The sequence below is a fragment of the Bacillus sp. YC2 genome (assembly GCF_019891195.1).
GTDB lineage: Bacteria > Bacillota > Bacilli > Bacillales > Bacillaceae > Bacillus.
The window spans coordinates 98,439-117,869 of the sequence record NZ_JAHXDO010000009.1 but is presented as its reverse complement, the minus strand read 5'-3'; the positions used below and the strand labels follow the sequence as shown (position 1 = coordinate 117,869).

General features: G+C 44.2%; 27 protein-coding genes. 21 read left to right on the top strand and 6 right to left on the bottom strand.

Annotation, left to right across the window (positions count from 1 at the left end; genetic code table 11):
- Nucleotides 1-144: 144 nt before the first annotated feature.
- On the top strand, nt 145-540 hold the full coding sequence (locus tag KY305_RS15045; protein ID WP_223063223.1) for a hypothetical protein: 396 nt from the start codon (nt 145-147) through the stop codon (nt 538-540).
- Between the two features lie 165 nt (nt 541-705).
- Here KY305_RS15045 and KY305_RS15040 read toward each other — a convergent pair whose 3' ends face one another.
- Both KY305_RS15040 and KY305_RS15035 read right to left on the bottom strand, forming a co-directional pair.
- The gene (locus tag KY305_RS15040; RefSeq protein ID WP_262417798.1) at nt 706-978 is read right to left on the bottom strand and encodes a hypothetical protein; all 273 of its coding nucleotides are present in this window, start codon (nt 976-978) and stop codon (nt 706-708) included.
- Between the two features lie 697 nt (nt 979-1,675).
- A complete protein-coding gene (locus tag KY305_RS15035; protein WP_214813934.1) occupies nt 1,676-2,101 on the bottom strand; it encodes an SDR family NAD(P)-dependent oxidoreductase in 426 nt (141 codons plus the stop codon).
- A 324-nt stretch (nt 2,102-2,425) separates the two neighbouring features.
- Between KY305_RS15035 and KY305_RS15030 the strand changes: the two genes are divergently transcribed.
- A complete protein-coding gene (locus KY305_RS15030) occupies nt 2,426-3,577 on the top strand; it encodes a phytase (RefSeq protein WP_223063222.1) in 1,152 nt (383 codons plus the stop codon).
- 37 nt (nt 3,578-3,614) lie between these two features.
- Here KY305_RS15030 and KY305_RS15025 read toward each other — a convergent pair whose 3' ends face one another.
- Together KY305_RS15025 and KY305_RS15020 are read right to left on the bottom strand one after the other, a co-directional pair.
- Nucleotides 3,615-4,586, bottom strand: a complete 972-nt coding sequence (locus KY305_RS15025) for a CgeB family protein (RefSeq protein WP_223063221.1) — start codon at nt 4,584-4,586, stop codon at nt 3,615-3,617.
- A gap of 6 nt (nt 4,587-4,592) precedes the next feature.
- Nucleotides 4,593-5,018, bottom strand: coding sequence for a hypothetical protein (locus KY305_RS15020; RefSeq protein ID WP_214813920.1), 426 nt, complete (start codon nt 5,016-5,018; stop codon nt 4,593-4,595).
- A 208-nt stretch (nt 5,019-5,226) separates the two neighbouring features.
- Between KY305_RS15020 and cgeC the strand changes: the two genes are divergently transcribed.
- The 15 genes from cgeC to KY305_RS14945 all read left to right on the top strand — a co-directional run bounded on the left by cgeC (nt 5,227) and on the right by KY305_RS14945 (nt 16,849).
- The gene (cgeC, locus tag KY305_RS15015) at nt 5,227-5,526 is read left to right on the top strand and encodes a spore maturation protein CgeC (RefSeq protein WP_223063220.1); all 300 of its coding nucleotides are present in this window, start codon (nt 5,227-5,229) and stop codon (nt 5,524-5,526) included.
- Between the two features lie 65 nt (nt 5,527-5,591).
- Nucleotides 5,592-6,863 carry a glycosyltransferase family 2 protein gene (locus KY305_RS15010; RefSeq protein WP_223063219.1) on the top strand — a complete coding sequence of 424 codons (1,272 nt, stop codon included), beginning with the start codon at nt 5,592-5,594 and terminating at the stop codon, nt 6,861-6,863.
- A gap of 36 nt (nt 6,864-6,899) precedes the next feature.
- Nucleotides 6,900-7,679, top strand: coding sequence for a GNAT family N-acetyltransferase (locus tag KY305_RS15005; protein ID WP_223063218.1), 780 nt, complete (start codon nt 6,900-6,902; stop codon nt 7,677-7,679).
- A gap of 78 nt (nt 7,680-7,757) precedes the next feature.
- Nucleotides 7,758-7,901, top strand: a complete 144-nt coding sequence (locus KY305_RS20375) for a YjcZ family sporulation protein (RefSeq protein ID WP_223063217.1) — start codon at nt 7,758-7,760, stop codon at nt 7,899-7,901.
- 135 nt (nt 7,902-8,036) lie between these two features.
- A complete protein-coding gene (locus KY305_RS14995; protein WP_223063267.1) occupies nt 8,037-9,368 on the top strand; it encodes an aspartate aminotransferase family protein in 1,332 nt (443 codons plus the stop codon).
- 5 nt (nt 9,369-9,373) lie between these two features.
- Nucleotides 9,374-10,063: a CoA transferase subunit A gene (locus KY305_RS14990; RefSeq protein WP_223063216.1), complete on the top strand. Its 690-nt coding sequence runs from the start codon at nt 9,374-9,376 to the stop codon at nt 10,061-10,063.
- Nucleotides 10,048-10,701, top strand: coding sequence for a 3-oxoacid CoA-transferase subunit B (locus KY305_RS14985; RefSeq protein WP_223063215.1), 654 nt, complete (start codon nt 10,048-10,050; stop codon nt 10,699-10,701). Before KY305_RS14990 ends, KY305_RS14985 begins: the two co-directional genes overlap by 16 nt.
- A gap of 14 nt (nt 10,702-10,715) precedes the next feature.
- The gene (locus KY305_RS14980; RefSeq protein ID WP_396021537.1) at nt 10,716-12,017 is read left to right on the top strand and encodes a peptidase; all 1,302 of its coding nucleotides are present in this window, start codon (nt 10,716-10,718) and stop codon (nt 12,015-12,017) included.
- Nucleotides 11,986-12,822 carry a putative beta-lysine N-acetyltransferase gene (gene ablB / locus KY305_RS14975; RefSeq protein ID WP_223063214.1) on the top strand — a complete coding sequence of 279 codons (837 nt, stop codon included), beginning with the start codon at nt 11,986-11,988 and terminating at the stop codon, nt 12,820-12,822. Before KY305_RS14980 ends, ablB begins: the two co-directional genes overlap by 32 nt.
- A gap of 32 nt (nt 12,823-12,854) precedes the next feature.
- The gene (gene kamA / locus KY305_RS14970; RefSeq protein ID WP_223063213.1) at nt 12,855-14,279 is read left to right on the top strand and encodes a lysine 2,3-aminomutase; all 1,425 of its coding nucleotides are present in this window, start codon (nt 12,855-12,857) and stop codon (nt 14,277-14,279) included.
- Nucleotides 14,279-14,554, top strand: a complete 276-nt coding sequence (locus KY305_RS14965) for a YokU family protein (protein WP_262417807.1) — start codon at nt 14,279-14,281, stop codon at nt 14,552-14,554. Before kamA ends, KY305_RS14965 begins: the two co-directional genes overlap by 1 nt.
- Before the next feature lie 74 nt (nt 14,555-14,628).
- On the top strand, nt 14,629-14,853 hold the full coding sequence (locus KY305_RS14960; protein WP_223063211.1) for a YozE family protein: 225 nt from the start codon (nt 14,629-14,631) through the stop codon (nt 14,851-14,853).
- A gap of 146 nt (nt 14,854-14,999) precedes the next feature.
- A complete protein-coding gene (locus KY305_RS14955) occupies nt 15,000-15,392 on the top strand; it encodes a VOC family protein (RefSeq protein ID WP_223063210.1) in 393 nt (130 codons plus the stop codon).
- 329 nt (nt 15,393-15,721) lie between these two features.
- Nucleotides 15,722-16,000 (top strand): DNA-binding protein, encoded by a 279-nt coding sequence (locus KY305_RS14950; RefSeq protein ID WP_223063209.1) that lies wholly within the window; start codon nt 15,722-15,724, stop codon nt 15,998-16,000.
- A 168-nt stretch (nt 16,001-16,168) separates the two neighbouring features.
- Nucleotides 16,169-16,849, top strand: coding sequence for a hypothetical protein (locus tag KY305_RS14945; RefSeq protein ID WP_223063208.1), 681 nt, complete (start codon nt 16,169-16,171; stop codon nt 16,847-16,849).
- Here the strand turns inward: KY305_RS14945 and KY305_RS14940 are convergent.
- On the bottom strand, nt 16,846-16,989 hold the full coding sequence (locus KY305_RS14940) for a hypothetical protein (RefSeq protein ID WP_214813884.1): 144 nt from the start codon (nt 16,987-16,989) through the stop codon (nt 16,846-16,848). The two genes, KY305_RS14945 and KY305_RS14940, sit on opposite strands and share 4 nt — an antisense overlap.
- A gap of 119 nt (nt 16,990-17,108) precedes the next feature.
- Between KY305_RS14940 and KY305_RS14935 the strand changes: the two genes are divergently transcribed.
- The 3 genes from KY305_RS14935 to KY305_RS14925 all read left to right on the top strand — a co-directional run bounded on the left by KY305_RS14935 (nt 17,109) and on the right by KY305_RS14925 (nt 18,345).
- Nucleotides 17,109-17,282, top strand: coding sequence for a YozD family protein (locus KY305_RS14935; protein ID WP_223063207.1), 174 nt, complete (start codon nt 17,109-17,111; stop codon nt 17,280-17,282).
- Between the two features lie 71 nt (nt 17,283-17,353).
- Nucleotides 17,354-17,965, top strand: coding sequence for a phosphatase PAP2 family protein (locus KY305_RS14930; protein ID WP_223063206.1), 612 nt, complete (start codon nt 17,354-17,356; stop codon nt 17,963-17,965).
- 59 nt (nt 17,966-18,024) lie between these two features.
- A complete protein-coding gene (locus KY305_RS14925; RefSeq protein ID WP_214813878.1) occupies nt 18,025-18,345 on the top strand; it encodes a YodL domain-containing protein in 321 nt (106 codons plus the stop codon).
- 71 nt (nt 18,346-18,416) lie between these two features.
- Here the strand turns inward: KY305_RS14925 and KY305_RS14920 are convergent, their stop codons facing one another.
- Complete coding sequence (locus KY305_RS14920) at nt 18,417-18,542, bottom strand: hypothetical protein (protein ID WP_156476276.1); 126 nt, start codon at nt 18,540-18,542, stop codon at nt 18,417-18,419.
- 139 nt (nt 18,543-18,681) lie between these two features.
- Between KY305_RS14920 and deoD the strand changes: the two genes are divergently transcribed.
- Nucleotides 18,682-19,380, top strand: a complete 699-nt coding sequence (deoD, locus tag KY305_RS14915) for a purine-nucleoside phosphorylase (protein ID WP_223063205.1) — start codon at nt 18,682-18,684, stop codon at nt 19,378-19,380.
- The last annotated feature ends 51 nt before the right edge of the window (nt 19,381-19,431 follow it).

Sequence of the window (19,431 nt, the reverse complement as noted above, 5' to 3'; positions counted from 1 at the left end):
TTCAAACAGAATGAGGATGGAGGGTTTTAGAGTGAAACATTTATATAAAACTTGTTATTTTATCTTCTCTACTATGAAACTTTCACATAACTCTTAACGTAATATTTGATTAGAATATTACATAAATGGGACAGGGGAGTTGTGATGAAAAAGCTGGAAATTATAAGTTTATTTATTGCAGTCTTATTGATGTTATCTGCATGCAGCAGCTATAAAACAGGGGACAAATTTAAGATAGCCAAAACGATCTATGGTGCCGACACCATTAACCACTGGAAAATAGCTGAAAATGATGGGGCGTTTAATGCAGATGGGGTTACATTCTATAAATTAAACAAAAAGCAAGAAATCAAAGTAATTAAGACCGACGATAAAAAAGAAATGATTCGAGTGCAACTTTCAGATGGATCTGATAAGGGTACAAAATGGTGGGTAAAAGAATCAGAATTAAAGAAACTGAAAAAGAAGAACAATGGCAGGAGCAGTCATAGTTACAAAAAACATTATAAGCATGGTACTCATCACAGTCATAGTCATTAAAGAACAATGAGGCGAAGTTATACTAGAACTGAATAATAAATAAGAGCCTCTTTTCTTTAGAGCCTCTTATTTGGACATCAAAAAAATATAGAATAAATCGTTTCATAAAAGAAGTGAATTTATGATCACCGAGCCTCAACGGTGATTTTAAAAATAACATAATTATCATTGTGAAGAGTGGGACGACACTACTCCATTGGCACTAATGCTTATAAGATTGCTTCCAGATACTATTTCCCAGCGCTTATAACCATTTAGTAAGGAGACATTAGAGTTTCTTAGCATATGATAGTCAACTGTTCCTACAGGACTGCCCAGCTGAACAACTTGATCAGACCTTACCGGTTCCTGCGCAGATGCGTGTGTCGCAAATGTCGGAAAAGCCAATGCCGAAATCGATAAAGCTGAGACAATCAATCCTTTGTAAAACTTTTTCATAAGAATTACCCCCTAGGTTTTGATTGTAGTACAACGCAAGTATAACATGTTAAACATTTGAAATATGAGGATAATTTGTGAATCTATTCGTTAAAATTTTATTGAGAGAAAGTGAAGAATACAATACCGCCTTAACCGTCAGAAAGTAAATGATTTCAGCTGTACTTTAGGTGCCGGTACTGCTTAATGATTGAGGATAAGACAGTTTTAGGAATGGTAAAGGTAATGTCAAAAGCATAACAGTACATCAAACTGGTTGAGTTGACCAGGAAATAACCAAATACATCACCGGATTGTTCATTGAGAGTGAAAAAAGTAAATGAGGTATAGGGGAGGATTCCCCATCCCAAATTAACGCTTAACAATGATTGAATTTGACCGCGTATGCAAATCTTTAATGATTTCCTCATGATGATGATTTAATTAAGAAAGAAAAGTCAAGAGACAACCATATCCCTACATATAATACTCCTGTGCAAACGGGGGTTGATCTAATGCCTTCAGAGGAGTATGAAGAATTCAAGAAGAAGACCATAAAAGTCGTCCAAAGGAGAAATTATTCAATCAGGTTTATTGAGCAGACATATGGAAGTGAAAATGAAGGAGTGTTTTATCAAGAAATAGCAAAGTTATTGTTTGAAAGGGCTCTGAAGAAATCAGAATAGCCCTTTCTTTTTTCTGTATTATTGTTAATATCCTAATAAACGGCTTTATCGGTACTGATATTAATCACATGCGTCACCTCTTGCAGCAAAGCAGCTTCTGCGACATTTTGTCCGCCGATAAGGTTGGTTTGAATGGCTTCAAACGGGTGATCCTCACAAGTCGGAACCTGCTTCAGCGCAGCGGCGTGAAAGACAATATCAACACCTTTCATCACTTGGTTTACTCTTCTGTAGTCACGGACATCCCCAAGCACAAATGACAGTCTTTTTTCATCAGCGTATTTTTGCTTCATCACATATTGTTTGCTGTCATCTTTGCTGAATACAATGACTTCTTTAGGTGTTAAGAGCAAAAGGCGTTTAACAATTTGGCTTCCGATTGATCCTGTCCCGCCTGTGACGAGAACAGTTTTATCATGAAAAAACGGTTTTAGCTCTACTGCTTGCTGTTTAGGCATGGCTTATCCTCCAACTCTTCTTTCTCTACCATGCATCATATGTTGAACAATTTCTGCGAGTTAATGAAAGCAACTAATAAATCAAAAATTAGAGAAAATCATTATTCTGATGCGCTTTCATTTTGTCTCAAACGGTTTAATAGATCAGTTAATGAAAACTAACAAAACAATGTACTAAATATTCAAAGTGATTTATGTCCGCGCCCTTTTTTCTTCGTGATACACCTTTCCTCACGTTCAGACAAATTTCACAAAATCTTTACACTGGAGAATCTGCATTTATTTTACAATGAGAGTGTACATTAACTAAAGGAGGAATCAAACATGACCCATTCAAAAACATTTCTCTTAACTGCGGCAGCAGGACTCATGCTTACATGCGGTGCGGTTTCATCGCAGGCTAAGCATAAGCTGTCCGATCCGCATCATTTTACGGTGACGGCGGCGGGGGAAACGGAACCGGTTGACACAGCCGGAGACGCGGCCGATGATCCGGCGATCTGGCTTGATCCGAAATTTCCTGAAAACAGCAAATTCATTACAACCAATAAAAAATCAGGCTTAGTTGTTTATAATCTAGACGGGAAAATGCTTCATTCCTATAATGCCGGCAAGCTGAACAATGTCGATATCAGGTACGATTTCCCTTTAAACGGAAAAAAAGTCGATATTGCGGCAGCATCAAATCGGTCTGAAGGGAAAAATTCAATCGAGGTATACGCCATTGACGGGAAAAACGGAACATTAAAAAGCATTACCGATCCTGGCCATCCGATTGCAACAACGATTGACGAGGTTTACGGTTTCAGCTTATATCACAGTCAAAAAACAGGTAAATTCTATGCATTAGTGACAGGGAAACAGGGCGAATTTGAACAATACGAATTGACGGAAGGCAAAAAAGGATATGTCACCGGAAAAAAGGTCCGGGAGTTTAAAATGAATTCTCAGACAGAAGGAATGGCGGCAGACGACGAATACGGCAATCTTTACATTGCAGAAGAAGATGCGGCCATTTGGAAATTCAGCGCTGAGCCAGAGGGCGGCAGTAACGGAACGATTATCGACCGTGCCGACGGCAAGCATTTAACCCCTGATATTGAAGGATTGACAATTTACTATGCCGCTGACGGAAAAGGATATCTTCTGGCATCAAGCCAGGGAAGCAGCAGTTACACAATTTATGAAAGACAAGGGCAGCATAAGTATGTTGCGGATTTTCGCATAACAGACGGGCCTGAAACAGACGGCACAAGTGATACAGACGGAATTGACGTACTTGGCTTCGGATTAGGACCTAAATATCCGTTCGGCGTTTTCATCGCGCAGGACGGGGAGAATATAGATCATGGGCAAAAGGCCAACCAAAATTTTAAATTGGTGCCGTGGGAAAGAATTGCTGACAACATCGGCTTCCATCCGCCGGTGAATAAACAAGTTGATCCGAGAAAACTGACGGACAGAAGCGGAAAATAAAACATTGTAAAAAAGCAGCTTGGCATAAGCTGCTTTTTTATGTGAAGAATGTTTCATGGGAAAGCCTTGAGCGGATACCCGTAAGCACGGCCGGAAGCTGGTCATACGTATAAGCCGGCACCGTTTCCTGATAATTATGCGCCGCGATTTGTTTGCGTTCGTCAGGATGTGCCATATAAAAATTGGTCTTTTCCTTAAAATCCGTAAACCCGCTGTAAGAAACAAAGGATGAAAAAGGGGGTGCGGGAGGAAGGTCTGTCAGCTGAAATGCCTGACAAGCCGCAATGTCAAGGCTTCGTGTATTTAAACTGATATTTTGAATGCCGCGTTCATTTTGATTGAGCGCAAACCGATAAGAACGATGCGGGTTCAAGATCAAATCCGCGCTGTTATAATATACCGCGGCATGTTCCGGTTCAATCCATTCATCCGTTATGAGCACATTTTGCTGTTTGACGATTTTTTTAGGTAAATGTTTACGCCATCCCTTGCCGATTAAACGGAGTGTATACGGAAGCTTCGCCGCCTCCTTCACCAGCTCCACGCGATTCGGATAAGGATATCCGATCAGCAGCAGATTTGAATGAAGGGAAGCATCAGCCGCTTGTTTTTTAAAGAGCCGCTGATTGACGGGAATGGGAACATAATACACATGCCGTAAGCCCATTTGCCGGTAGGCATCGAGAGCATTTAGATCTATGGTCAAAACTGCGTCGGCGAGCGGTGCGATTTTCAAACTGACATCGAAATAAAAAGGGTCCTCCGTCAGCCATACATAAACCGGAATCTGTTCTGTCTTCAGCCATGTGAGCCATTCAGACGGAATTCTGTCACCCGCCATCATAAAAGCAAAATCCGGCTTGAATACCTGAATGCTGCGGATGGTATCTGCCTGAAGCTCAGAAACAGAAAAAAAACGGACGGAAGACTGTAAAAAGCCTTCCTCAATCCAGCGGTCAAAATACGTGTAAATGCCCTTATATCCCGAACGGATATATAAAACGTTCATATTCTGTTACGTAGTGAAAGTGACACTTTCGACTTTATCGACATCAAGCAACGTTGTTGAAGAGCCAGCCGGTGTCACTGAATTTTCCTGTGTGACAAAAACGATTCCGTGAACTTGATCAAAAGCTACAAATTGAACCGGACCGATCATGTCGCCTGAATCCATCACGATGCTGATGACAGTGCCCGGCGCAACTCTCGCAAAAATCCATCTTGCTGCTAATGAAATACCGCTGCCCAGAACGGATTGACTGTTGAGGCTGTCTTCGGCAGCTGCTTCATCCACTTTTCTGTCAACTGCTGCTTCCAATAAATCTTTAATCTTGTTTTCCACGTTATCTCCTCCATCTGTGCCGCTGGCGCTGTTATTAAATAAAGGGTCCAAAAGGGTTTTAATCAGATCCTTTTTGAGCTGTAAGCGATCAACGCTCATGTTGACATACACCTCCTTTTCCATTTCAACCTCACGTTTATTCATATTCGGTATCTGTCTGATTGGTATAAGTCGAATGCCGCTTTGCCGTTATTTTTTCTTATTTAGTGAAACTGCTGAAATTTCGAATCATGCTTCGTCTGCCTATGCGGATTGTGAGAGAGCTACATACGTTGTATAGATTAAAAAATGGGGGAGAGGAATTGTGTTGGATTCAGAAGAAACTGTGAATCATGAGGATGGTCAACAGGAATGTAATCTCGTACTGCTTCTGCTTCTTTTATTATCGCGTCAGCAATCCGGAGACCATTCAGACTTGCGGCGGCAGCTGGTGATGGCTAAAGAGCTTGGTATTCCTGTGCCCCGGGTTAATCTGATCAATGGCAGCACCCTGCAAAACGTGATTATAAAGGAAGTGCTGTCAGATTTGGCTGTTTTTCAAAATCCGCTTAATAACACCAGATCGAATGTAGCGATTTCAAGCATTGTCAGCTGGGGTGCTTTTTAATAACAATTCATCAGGCTCTGTCTCACTCGGAGCCGTTTTTTACGTTGATAGAGGGAGGCTTTGGAGTGGAAAAGAAGGTTTCAATCATTTTAACGAGTTATAACAAGCCCGATCTCATTAAAAAGGCAATTGAAAGTGTCATGAAGCAGACCTACAAGAATTGGGAGCTTTTTTTAATGGATGATCATTCAAATGAAGAAACCTCGGCTGCGATCAGCCCGTATATAAAAGATCACCGCATTCATTACTATAATAGCTTTATTCAGCCTGCTGAACGGTTAAAATCAACCCGTTATGCCGTATTGATTAATTATGCGCTTTCCCGTGCAGCGGGGGAGTATATCACCTACCTTACAGATGACACTGAGTACCATCCGAAAAGGCTCAGCCGTATGGCGGAAGTCCTTAATAACTGTCCCGATTGCGATGCGGTATATTCCAGTCAGAAGATTGTTCATGTAAATGAGCGCGGAGCAGAACAATTTCATTTTTACCGCTTTGCTGATCGTGTGCTTGATCAGGCGGCTTTTCAGGTTGATCACTGTTCTGTCATGCATCGCCGTTCATTGCTCGGACGCGTGAAAGAAATGTTCGGAAGCTTTTGGGACGAAGATGTCATACATTGGAATCACGGAGACTCTATTTTTTGGGGGAGACTAAACACATTTTCCCCATTTCTGCCGATAAAAGAAGTGTTAGACACCACTTATAAAACGCCTCATTCATTTCAGAACACGTACCAGTCGCTTCCGGCTGTATTAATCGACGGAACATTTGTAAAAGGTACTGATCAAAAGGTGTATCAGCTTGACCAAAATAAAAGGCGTCCCGTCAAGGAGCAGTGGAGCCCGATATATGGAGGGAAAACCGTCGTCATTCCAGATCCGTTTTTATTTCAATATGAGGAGGAGAGCTGCAATAACATTCCGAATTATCAGCTTGTTCAGAATCATCATGCTGTCTACTATATCGAGGGAGGGGCAAAAAGGCTGATTGAAAACCGGGCATTCCGCTTTTACCAGTTTAAACGGCAAGACATTGTGCCTTTGGGGCAAGAAGAATTACATGCGCTGCCGGACGGTCCGCCGATCGGCTGGGAGAGATCAGGCTGTATTGATCACCCTCCTGGGAGAATTTTGTTTTTTATCGAACGGGAGCTGTTTTTATATGTTCAGGGTGTTCTTCATCCGATCAGCGGTGATGTGGTCAAGCGTTTTTTTATCAAACAGAGGCCGATACCCACTTCTTTTCAGAAGATTAAACATTTACCAATTGGAAACCCGATTTATCCGGTGTACGATGAAATTGTAAGAAATCTCAATATCACAAAGGGTTGAGATATGCAGTTGGATGTGAGGAAAAGGAGAGCTTTCATGACTGATCAATTTGCTAAAACCGAGAAACAATATATAGAACTGACTTCAGGCGTTAAAAGGTTTGATCATTACAGTGTATATGCTGATCCTTTGCTGCCGCAGATTTTTTCGCATAACTTTGTTCAGCTGCACCATACATTTCCGTTAGACAGCCTGCTTCCGTTTTTTTCGTCCGTTCCAAATATGCTTCACACCAATTATATTCACGTTAAAGCATCTTCGCTGCATACATTTCCGCTCATTTTGAAACAAACCTTAGTGAAGCAGGGCTTTGTAGTGGAGGATGAGCTGTTTTTTGCAAGGGGGCTGGAGGATTGGAAGCAGCAGGCCGGACATCCGCTCGCCGCTTGGGGAACGGAAAAAAGCCTCGCTGACGGATCATCGATCATGAACATTTATGACGCGCTTTATATTGGCGAGGCGGCAGCCGAACAAAAGCTCCAGCGGAAATATCCTTTATATAAGAACGGAACGATTATGCTTGTCGTTTGCTACAGTGACGCCTCGCGTACCATTCCGATTGGCTGCGGAGAGCTTTTCATAAACAAAGAAGAAAAAACCGCCAAAATTGAAGAAGTCGCTATTTTGGATCAATTTCAAAGAAAAGGCTACGGGAAAATATTAATGAGCGAAATGATGGCTGCAGCCAAGCTGAACGGTATGGAAACCGTTTATCTCGTCGCCTCAGGCATGGATGGGGTAAATGGTTTTTATGAAAAACTCGGCTTCAAACGGTTCCGGAGAATGCATACGATTTTTCATTATTTTCTTACATAACTGGGCATTCGCATAAATCAATTGGGTCTTGGCCCGCATACAATGACGTATATCGTAAGAAGAAAGGATGATTTTCGTATGTGCGGATACGGATATGGATATGGTTATGGTTACGGCGGCAGTCATGGATACGGAGGATTTGGCTGCGGAACAAATACGTTTGTGCTGATTGTGGTATTGTTTATCTTATTAATCATCGTTGGTGCAGCTTTTATTTGTTAGTCTGATATAGGAAATGGAAAAAGCCTTCCTGCAAAGGGCGGCTTTTTTTCGTGAAAAAAACTTTTCCAGAGGATAAGAATGCCGCTATTCATCTGTTCATACAATGAAGCAAAAGGGTTTTTCGAGGTGGAACATATGGGGAGCTATTTAATCAAACCTGAGCTTGACGCGGTCTATCCGATTGTCAGCTATGGAAAGGGATCATATTTGTATGATCAGGAGGGGAACAAGTATCTTGACGGATCATCCGGAGCGGTGACTTGTAATATCGGCCACGGGGCTGTTGACATTACGGAGGCTTTAAAAGAGCAGCTTGATTCCGTGTCTTTCGTGTATCGCTCCCAGTTTTCCAGTAAACCTGCCGAGGATCTGGCTTCATTTCTGGCCGATCATCTCCCGGGCCGGCTGAATTGGTCATTTTTTGTGAACAGCGGCTCAGAGGCAGTCGAAACGGCAATGAAAATCGCCATTCAATATTGGCAGGAAAAAGGCCAGTACCAAAAATCCGTCTTTTTATCAAGATGGAGCAGTTACCACGGTATAACTTTGGGAGCGCTTTCATTATCAGGTTTTTATGAACGGAGATACCGTTTTACACAATTAATCGAACGGTTTCCCGCTGTTTCAGCACCTAATCTGTATCGTTCTGAGTTACAGGGAGAGGAATTTGTGCAGGCTGCTGCCGCAGAACTGGAAACGGCCATTAAACGGATCGGCGGTTCATTTATCGCGGGTTTTGTAGCCGAACCGATTATAGGGGCTGCCGGCGCGGCAATTACTCCGCCGGCCGGCTATTATGAGGCGCTGCAGGACGTATGCCGCCGGCATCAGGTATTGTTTATCGCTGATGAAGTGATGACAGGGCTTGGGAGAACAGGCCGAATGCTTGCTTCGGAGCATTGGAACATCGTGCCTGACATCGCCGTGCTCGGAAAGGGTTTAAGCGCCGGCTACGCGCCGATTGCGGCTGCCGTTGTGTCTGATGACATCATTGATACCATAAAGCGGGGCTCAGGTTTGATTATGAGCGGCCATACGTACAGCGCCAACCCGTATTGTGCAAGAGCGGCGCTTGAGGTGCTGCGGTACATCGAGAAACACAATCTGCTCCGGCAATCAGAGGAAAAAGGCGCCGTGCTTTTGCGGAAGTTAGAAAATGTGATGGAGCAAAGCACGATTATCGGGGATGTCCGCGGAAAGGGCCTGCTGTTAGGGGTCGAGTTTGTCAAGGACAAATCGTCGAAGGAGGTTTTCCCTCAGAACCGGTCACTTACAGAAAATATTATTAAGGAAGCAAAAAAACGGGGGCTGCTCATTTACCCCGCCAAGCCTGGAATTGACAGCGGCGAAGGGGATGCCGTCATCATCGCTCCTCCGTTTACCATTTCGCATGCTGAGCTGGAAGAACTGACGGACAAATTTTTACAAACCGTAACACAAGTTGAAAAAATGATGAAGAGGGATTGAGCTGAATGTCTATTTTTAATAAAACGGTCGATATTGATGCCGCAATTGCTGATGTTCATGACGAATCTGTCCTTATGTTCGGCGGCTTCGGGGGAGTCGGCTCTCCTCCGTCACTGATTGAAGCGATATTGGAAAGAGGGGTCAAAGGGCTTACCGTCATTTGTAATGATGCGGGGTTTCCGGAAATCGGAATCGGCCCGCTCATCGTTCATAAGCGGGTGAAAAGGCTGATCGCTTCCCATATCGGCTCAAACCCCGTAGCCGGCAAACAAATGACTGACGGAATATTGGAGGTGGAATTTTCTCCTCAAGGAACGCTTGCCGAACGGATTCGGGCAGGGGGCGCGGGACTCGGCGGTATCTTAACTGATATCGGGATTGATAACAAAACCGTCTGCGAAAAAAAAGACACTGTTATGCTGGATGGCAGGCCATATTTAATTGAAAAAGCGCTGACAGCTGATTTTGCCTTTGTTTCCGCGCACGTCGCTGATGAATTCGGAAATCTGACATATGACAAAACCGCACGTAATATGAATCCGCTGATGGCGGCTGCTGCAAAAAGAACATTCGCCGAGGCCGTGACGATTGTCCCTGCCGGCGAACTGGACAGCGAGCATATTGTAACTCCTGGCGTGTTTGTAGAAGGTGTCGTGCAAAGTGAAGGAGTGAAGTGGAAATGGGCTTGGGAATAGAGGAAAGAGAACAGATTGCAAGGCGGGCCGCCCGTGAGATTGTTTCTGGCATGATCGTCAATCTGGGCATCGGCATTCCTTCCTTGGTGCCGAATTTTCTGCCGGCGGACACAGAGGTGATGCTGCAGGCTGAAAATGGCGTTCTCGGAATAGGCGGAACCCCTGAGAGAGGAAAAGAGGATGCGCTATTGTGCAACGCCGCCGGTTATCCTGTCAGTGCGGTGAAGGGAGCCTCTTATTTTGATTCAGGGCTGTCTTTTGCCATGATCAGGAAAGGTTTGATTGACATCACAATTTTAGGCGCATTGCAGGTAAGCCGAACGGGCGATCTTGCCAATTGGCTCGTTCCCGGGAAGAAAGTGCCCGGAATGGGCGGAGCGATGGAGCTTGCTCAAGGCGCGAAAAAAGTGGTTGTCGTCATGAGCCATACTGATCAAAAGGGCCGGCCTAAATTAGTCGACAGCTGTTCACTGCCGCTTACGGCGGCGGGCTGTGCGGACCTCATTATTACGGAGAAGGCTGTGCTCAGCATAGAAGAAGGAAACTTTGTCTTAAAAGAGCTGTTGAATGACTCAACAATAGAAGATGTGATACGTACAACAGATGCCGAAGTTATTTTAGATGAATGTTTTTCTTAGAGGGGGGCCTGTGCATGGATCAATTGGAAAAGCAAGTCACTGAGTGGGCGGAGGAGAACACAGAAAAAGCGGTGCGCCTGCTTAAACGGCTGATAGGGGAAAAAAGCACGTATCGGAAAGAATTTAATGCTCAGGCTGTCGTTTTAGAAAAGCTCAGGCAGTTTGACATGGATATTGATGTATGGGAGCCGAGTGTAAAACAATTAAAAGAGCATCCTTATTTTATATCTGATCGGGAGGACTTTAACGAAAGTCCGAATATCGTTGCCGTAAAAAAGGGAACAGGCGGAGGAAGATCACTGATACTGAACGGACATATCGACGTCGTGCCTGAAGGAAATCCCGCTGCATGGACGTATGAGCCGTTTTTGGCTGTTGAAAGGGATGGGAAAATATACGGCCGCGGTTCAACCGATATGAAAGGAGGCAATACAGCCCTGCTTTTTGCGTTAGAAGCGCTTGATGCTTGCGGGGTCACCTTAAAAGGAGATGTCTTGTTCCAAAGTGTCGTAGATGAAGAGTGCGGCGGCGCCGGAACGTTATCGGCGGTAATGAGAGGCTACAAGGCTGACGGGGCGCTCATTCCCGAACCGACTAATTTAAAGCTGTTTGTGAAGCAGCAAGGGTCTATGTGGTTCCGCATTACGGTCAGGGGATTGTCCGCCCACGGCGGCACCCGCTATGAAGGGGTGAGCGCTATTGAAAAAAGCCTGCACGTCATTACAGCCCTGAAAGAGCTGGAAAATGTCCGCAACGCCCGGATTAAGGACCCGCTCTATCAGGATGTTCCGATTCCCGTTCCGATTAATATCGGCACCGTGCACGGCGGCTCATGGCCGTCTTCAGTCGCGGACCGGGTCACAATTGAAGGCAGATGCGGCATAGCTCCGAATGAAAAGCCAGAGACCGTTAAGGAAGAACTCACAAATTGGCTGAAAGACTTAGAATATCAGGATGAATGGTTTAAACACCATCCGGTTGAGATCGAATGGTTTGGGGCCCAGTGGCTGCCAAATGACCTGAAAGACGGGCATCCGTTAATTTCTTCCCTGGAATCCTCATATGAAAAAATTAAGGCGGAAAAACCGATTCATGAAGCCTCTCCATGGGGAACGGACGGAGGACTCCTGCATCATGCCGGTCAAACGCCGGTCATTGTCTTTGGCCCGGGAGAAGTCAAAGCAGCTCATCAGGCAAATGAATACATTGAAATCACGGCATTAATTGACGCGGCAAAAATCATTTCTCTCTTTATCATGGAATGGTGCGGTATTGCAGAGGGGGGTGACCCGGCTGATAAAGGAATTGAAGGGTGAAGGCGTATTCGCCGAGATAGACGCTGACCGTTTTAATGAACGGATCAGAGTCATTCGCTATGAAGGTAACATAACGGAGCTTGTGCCGGCTGTTTTAGCAGAAGCAGAAAAAGAAGACGCCCAAAAGGTGATTGTCTTTGCCAAACGGCGTGATGAACCGGAGCTTTTAAAGCGACTGTTTGTTACCGAGGGTGTCATAGACGGCTACTACATGGGGCGAGAGGCCGCCGTGATGGTCCGGTATCTTGCAGAGAAACGGAGACAGACAGATTCATATTTATCAGAAGATGAGATTGTGAACAGGTTATATGAAAAACCGCCGCGGGGAATGAACCAAACAGAAACAGCGCTGACGCTCAGAAAAGCGGAAGCAAAAGATGCAAGCCGGTTGTCGCTCTTATATCAAAACGTTTTTCTCACCTACCCGACGCCGGTCTTTGATCCTTCATATATCAGAAAGACGATGGAGGAAAACACCATTTATTTTGCCGTGTTTGATGAGGATCGCCTCATCGGCGCGGCCAGCGCAGATATCAATCCTTTATTAGGGCACGCTGAAATGACGGATTGCGCAGTGCTTCCGGATTTCAGGGGAAATGCCGTAACCGCCCGCCTGTTTGAAGCGTTGGAGCAGGAACTAGCCGGGAGAGGGATATTTCATCTTTTTTCTCTGGCCCGCGCTTTGTCCTATGGAATGAATACCGTACTGTATCAAGCGGGATACAGCTACAGAGGAAGGCTTGTGAATAACTGCCGGATTTCTGAAGGACTGGAAAATATGAATGTATGGTGCAAGACATTATAAGCTTTAGAGCTTATCCATAAGGAGGAATTCGTTTGGCAAACAAATGGTTTCAACCGAAGCGTCATTGGAAGGAGATTGAACTGTGGAAGGACGTTCCAGAAGAAAAGTGGAATGATTGGCTGTGGCAGCTGACTCATACTGTGAGGACCGTCGATGAGCTGAAAAAAGTCATTCATTTAACGGAAGAGGAAGAAGAAGGCGTCAACATGTCTGTAAAAACCATCCCGTTAAACATCACGCCGTATTACGCATCTTTAATGGACCCAGATAATCCGAGATGCCCGATTCGCATGCAGTCTGTCCCTTTGTCAGAAGAAATGCACAAAACCAAATATGACCTTGAAGATCCTCTTTTTGAAGATGAGGATTCACCTGTACCGGGCCTGACGCACCGTTATCCTGACCGCGTCCTCTTTCTGGTGACGAATCAATGCTCCATGTACTGCCGCTATTGCACACGCAGACGCTTTTCCGGACAGATCGGTATGGGCGTGCCGAAAAAACAGCTGGACGCGGCGATCGCCTATATCCGGGAAACGCCGGAAATACGCGACTGTCTGATTTCCGGCGGTGACGGGCTGCTCATTAACGATCAAATCCTGGAATACATTTTAAAAAACCTCCGCGAGATTCCGCATCTTGAGATTATCCGAATCGGCACGAGAGCGCCTGTCGTTTTTCCGCAGCGGATAACGGATAACCTATGTGAAATTTTGAAAAAGTATCATCCGGTCTGGCTGAACACTCATTTTAATACGAGCATTGAATTGACGGAGGAATCGGTTGCAGCTTGCGAAAAGCTTGTCAACGCTGGCGTTCCTGTCGGGAACCAAGCCGTTATTTTAGCAGGCATTAACGATTCTGTCCCGATCATGAAAAAGCTCATGCATGATTTGGTGAAAATCCGCGTGCGTCCGTATTATATTTATCAATGTGATTTGTCCGAAGGGATCGGGCATTTCAGGGCGCCGGTCTCAAAAGGTCTTGAAATCATTGAAGGATTGAGAGGGCATACAACAGGTTTTGCGGTGCCGACTTTTGTCGTCGATGCCCCTGGCGGAGGCGGAAAAATCGCGCTGCAGCCGAATTATCTGCTGTCCCAAAGCCCTGATAAGGTCGTGCTCAGAAATTTTGAGGGCGTCATCACCTCTTATCCTGAGCCGGAAAACTATATCCCGAATCAGGCCGATGACTATTTTGAATCCGTCTTTCCGGGAACCAGTGACAAGCGGGAGCCGGTCGGCCTAAGTGCCATTTTCGCAGACAAAGAAGTTTCATTTACCCCTGAAAACGTATCAAGGATCAACAGAAGGAAAGCGTTTACGTCAGATCCTGAACATGAAACGCTGAAAAACCGCAGAGAAAAAAGAGATGAATTAAAAGAAAAGAAATTTTTAGCCCAGCAAAAAAAAGAGAAAGAAGGGTCGGAGTCGGAAGTGGCAGGTGAGTCGCCGTGATGCCATGCGAGTGGTGTAATGATCTGAAAACGTCACCGTGCGCGGCGACTGTATATTGGGAGCTTCCTGACGGCACGAGGGCGATTGAGATTACAGAGACGCCGGCTCTCGCCTGCGCCTCCTGCGGGATGACGTACCAAGAAGAGGCTGTCATCAGAGAAATAGAAAATCAGCTTTTCTTAATTGATGCCAAAAAATTGCCGCAAACCCTTACGTATCAAGAGCTGATGCAGACCGAACGCATCTTAAAACGCAATTATTTTGACTTCTCCTAAATTTCTTTTGTTGTAATTTCAGACTCGAAATGTATAATAGTACAACAAAAGACAGTCATCAGGAGGGGAAACCCATGAAATCCTTTTACCACTATTTGATGAAATACAGACATCCTAAGCCTCAGGACGCAATCAGCCGGTTTGCAAACAAGGCATATGAAGACCACAGCTTCCCGAAAACCTCAAGCGATTATCATGAGCTCAGTTCTTACCTGGAACTGAGCGCCGATTATTTAGAGACAATGTCGACATTTGATGAAGCTTGGGAAAAATATGAGACCGAGGTGCATTACGCCTGATGAAAACCGCACATTGTGCGGTTTTTTTGCTTCCATTTGTAAGAGGCCGGAACAAAAGAGGTAATATAATCAGTAAAGCAGTTAAATAATATATAATAAAATCTACGGAAGAAAAGTCATTAATAAGAAGAGAGCGGGGAAGAAAAATGATTAATCAAGTCGGCCAAATCATGCTGTATGTGAATAACCAAGACGAGGCATTAAAATTTTGGACGGAAAAAGCAGGGTTCCGTGTCGTTTCTGATGAAAACGGCCAAGGATTCAGATGGATCGAAATTGCTCCGACAAAGGAAGCGGAAACGAGTATTATTCTTCATGATAAAGAATTCATTGCAAAAATGCAGCCGGAATTAAATCTGAAAACACCTTCGATCATGTTTTTTACAGAAAATCTCGATAAGTTATATAAAGACTTTTCGGACCGAAACATTACAGTCGGAGACATCGTAAATATGCCATCAGGCAGAGTATTTAACTTTGCTGATCATGAAAAAAACTACTTTGCAGTGATGGAAAAAAAGGGACTGAAGAAAGGTTAGACAGCCTGAACTCAGCGTACAAAGACTGCTCCTGATCTGGAGCAGTCTTTTGTTTATTTATTTAACTGGTTTAATGCGTCATTACTTGAAAAGGCGATCTGAGCCGACAGTAATAATATATGACAATAATTGACCGCGGCATAATATTAATCATCATTAGTGTCCCGCAGCCTATGGGGATTTTGTTAGATAAGACTTTCGCCAAAGAAAATTTAAAGAAAAACCAGAAAACTTATATAGGGAAAAACATGGAATATTACAGTATAATCGGAGGTAAGATCATCATTTTTTCAAAAGCTTGTTTAATCAAGGAGAAAGGAGTATTTTAAATGGATTCATTATGGATTGGCATTGGATTAGCTCTAATGGGCTATTTCATTGGGGAAGGGTTGAAAAATTTTAAAAACCCGAAAGGAAGTTATTCTGACTGCCCGACATTAATAAAAGAAAAAGACTTGCATTATTACCTTGGGTTAAATAAAGATGAGGTGAAGGAGCTGTTACACAAGTATCCTAACGCACCAAAAGTGGAATTGAAAGGCACTGTTTATTATCCGTATCAGCAATTGTTAGAATGGATGTCTTCAAATCATATTTATAAAGATTAATCTAGATAATACCGATACTTGCTCAAACGTGAACCGCACAATGTGCGGTTTTTTTGTCATTTTGAAGAGGCGGATAAATGGATATTTCCTGTGGTTTTCATGCCCATGCGAAATAATGGCGGCCGGCATACGATAGCGTATGACAGTCCGCGGCAAGGGGGAGACAGCATGAAGCCAAAAAAACCGAAATTTCAAGTGGGAGATATCGTGGTCGTCGTGATGTACGGAACCGTCGGCACCATTACAAAGGTTCATCAAATTGATAAACATTATCTTTACGAGGTCAATCATAATGAAGTGCTTTATTTTGAATCGTCCATCCAGCTTTATAAAGATTATGAGGGTGTTATTGTTGATATGGAAAAACTTGATATCGAATATGAATTTCTGATTGGCGACGTGGTGTATGTAAAGGACTACGGAAAAGAATTATTCCGTGTCATCGGCCACAGAACAGAAATATGGAGGTATTTAGAGGATGGATGGGAAGATATCATTTATGAGCTGACTCGATTAAAAGATGGAGAGTGGCTTGAAACGGAGGAAGAGGATCTCACGCTGGTTCTGAGAAAATATGAAATGGATCAGTTTGTGCATCAGCTGCTGTTTGTCCACTATGTTGGAGAGACATCTCATGAGATCGGCGAGGATACAGTCACGTCTGCTCTTCTTCAGTTTGAAGGCGATGCTGATGATCCCGATACTCTGCATGTTTTAGCGGTATCGATTGTAGATGAGCTGCTTGATATTTATAACGATTATAAGATCCTGTATAACATGTTCGGTGACGAGGAGTATAAAGACATGATGAAATTTGTGCTGGAAAGCCTGCGGGAGCATTTCAGCTAGCCGGCAAAAAAACGGACGGCGACATATAAAAACCAGGGCAGACAGCCGGCAAAGATGACAAAAGACATTCCTTTCAGCACTTTTTCCAATACAATATCAAATCCATCTCCGTCCAATACGGCCATCATTTTAGTGATCATGATTTTATTCCTCCGGGGCTTGTTTTTTTAAAAGTATATGAGCGGAAAAAACGTTTAGAACTTTCGGGTATATTTCGGGGGATTTTTTCATAAACCATAAAAAAGGAGGGGGTGTTTGCATGAAAGAAATAGATCTTGTGATTGACACAGAAGAAATCGCTGATTTTTTTTACAGTCAGCTTGCTAAGCGCGGGTACATACCGAGTGAAGAGGAGATCTTTGAAATAGCCGACATCACCTTTGACTATTTATTAGAAAAATGTATGATAGACGAAGAGCTGGATGAAGACTGAAAACGCGGAACCGGAGTGAGAAGCTTCGGTTTTTTCATTCGGCTCCCAGAATGAAAAACGGGGGGAAAACGTTGTACAAGCCAGTCGGCCTCTTGACATTATTTATATTGTTAACTCTGGCCATCCGAATCGAAGCCGTTCAGCTCTTTGATGAGCGGGTGATAGAAGCAGCGGTCTCTCTCAGGGGGCCGTGGGTCAGCGAGGTGATGCTGTGGATAACAGAGCTCGGCACGACCGCGGTTTTACTGCCTCTTCTTCTTCTGTCATGTGCGGTGCTGTATTTTTACAAAAAGACGCCGGATGTTGTTTTTTTGCCGCTGTTGTTTCTGATTGAACGGATCATGAACATAAAGGTAAAAGAGCTGATCGAACGGGCCAGGCCTGCTTATGAACCGCTTGTCCATGAAACGTCATACAGTTTTCCGAGCGGTCATTCCATGAATGCGGCAGTCATTTATCCCGTTATCGCCTACCTTTTTATCAAACATGTGCCCTTTTTTGCAGCAAAAAAGCGCATCGTATCTGTATGCACCGGCATTCTCGTTATCCTAATAGGGATAAGCAGAATTTATCTGGGCGCGCATTTTCCGACGGACGTCCTTGCCGGCTTCAGTCTGGGGCTTTGCCTCGTCTCGCTTTTTGCGTTCTTTGACGAAAAGTATCATCCGTTTCGACAAAAATAGAAAGAGGAAAAAGGAGAAAAAACGCTAATACTATTAAGAAATAAGAGGGAGGGATCTTGATGCTGTTATCGCTGCCTGTGTTTAAAAAGAAGACTTGTGCCTACGATGTGACGATTTTTCAAACACCCCGATATGGCGAGAAAAAAGGATACAAAGTCGTCTACCGGACTGAGCTGGCTGCTGACAATCATCAAGACGCACTGAAAAGGGCATTTTCTGTTTTTAACGTGCCTGACACGGTTCCAAACGACTATCAAGCCAGATTTATAGCGACCGGAGATGTTATTCTCATAGACGAAGGCAGAAAAGGGAAGACCTATTACAGGCTCGATCCTGCGGGGTGGAGTAAAATTAACCGTTTGCTCGTACAGCCTAAATGAGACAGCAGCCGGCTTAAAAGGCCGGCCGGCTGCTGTTCCCCACTAAAAATGCGGATATCCGCATTTTTTTATTATGGCTTCCGTTTAGCGGCAGAATGCTCTTTTCCGTGTGCTTCATCAGCCGCAATCACGTCTGATACGGGAATGTGGTTGTTCTTCTTCTGGCCGGTGACCCGGTTCCGCTGCTTTTTGCCCATCATGACCCTCCTTTTCTTCTCCGGCTTATGATCGCTAGCTATTTTACCCATAATCGGGATGATCAATGCTGATGATTGTCTCATCACGTTATTCAGTGTACAATGATTGGGAGTTTTAATATGGCAGGAGGAAAAGGATATGAGTGTACATATAAACGCAGAAAAAGGTCAGATTGCCGATACAGTGCTTTTACCCGGCGATCCGCTGAGAGCAAAATTTATTGCGGAAACGTATCTTGAAAACGTGGAATGCTACAATGAAGTCAGAGGAATGTATGGATTTACAGGTACATATAACGGCAAAAAGGTATCCGTTCAAGGCACGGGAATGGGAGTTCCGTCCATTTCCATTTACGTGAATGAGCTGATTCAAAGCTATGACGTTCAAAATTTAATCAGAGTCGGTTCATGCGGCGCCATCCGCAAAGATGTGAAAGTGCGCGACGTCATTTTGGCCATGACTTCTTCAACGGATTCACAAATGAACCGTGTGGCATTCGGCAGCATAGATTATGCTCCTTGCGCGGACTTTGATCTGCTTAATAAAGCTTATCAGGCCGCTCAGCAAAACAGCCTGCCTGTAGCGGTAGGAAGCGTATTTACGGCGGATCAGTTTTACAATGAAGACTCTCAAATCGAAAAGCTTGCCAGATACGGCGTGCTTGGTGTTGAAATGGAGACGACGGCATTGTATACGCTCGCAGCGAAATACGGCAAAAAAGCACTGTCCATCCTGACAGTGAGCGATCATGTATTAACGGGAGAAGAAACAACGGCAGAAGAGCGCCAAACGACATTTCATGATATGATAAAGCTGGCGCTGCATACTGTATCGTAAAAGCAAGATGAGGGGCATGCTAAACAAAGCAGCCTCTTCTTTATGCAGCTG